The sequence below is a fragment of the Rahnella sp. Larv3_ips genome (assembly GCF_003697865.1).
Classification (GTDB): domain Bacteria; phylum Pseudomonadota; class Gammaproteobacteria; order Enterobacterales; family Enterobacteriaceae; genus Rahnella; species Rahnella rivi.
Window position 1 is genome coordinate 1 of the sequence record NZ_MJIB01000015.1, and the last position, 527, is coordinate 527.

Annotated in this window: 1 protein-coding gene; it reads left to right on the forward strand. The window is 39.5% G+C overall.

The features are described from left to right. Positions 1-61: 61 nt before the first annotated feature. A complete protein-coding gene (locus ED901_RS19405) occupies positions 62-400 on the forward strand; it encodes a hypothetical protein (RefSeq protein WP_122096968.1) in 339 nt (112 codons plus the stop codon). Positions 401-527 lie beyond the last annotated feature (127 nt).

The following is a 527-nucleotide window of genomic DNA, read 5'->3' on the forward strand; positions in this document are numbered from 1 at the left end:
TCGAATCAATTTCGACGGTTGATTCAGCGAAAGTGAAAACCATTACTACGGTGATAGTGAAATGAGTTCTGTTACGAAAGCCTTTGTTTCCGAAGGTGCTTTATCGGAAATAGTAGTAAAAGTCCTAGATGATAGTGTGATTGATCTTCTTGAAGAGTTAGGATTCGTCGCTGTGTCCGGCAAGGAACAAAAAACACTATCATTAATGGCTCCCGATCAAGACATTAAGGCAAAGCTATTCGAAAAATTACGAGATGCAGGGATTTCTTTTTCGGCTGGCCCAGATTGGTGTCCCGCCGACGTGTTTGAGTTATTAAGAGATCAAAAAATGCTGGCTGGGGTTTATCGAAAAATAATATGGTGTGGACCTGAAAAGCCAAAAATAATCGAAAATTGTTAGCAATAGAATATTTAAAAATTCAGTTTGTGCAAAGGCGCAGTTCTGAACCGGAAACCAACATCCCAATTTCTGTGAGTGATAGCAGGTCTACCGATATCGAATAGAAGATGATCCATTTGTTATTTCC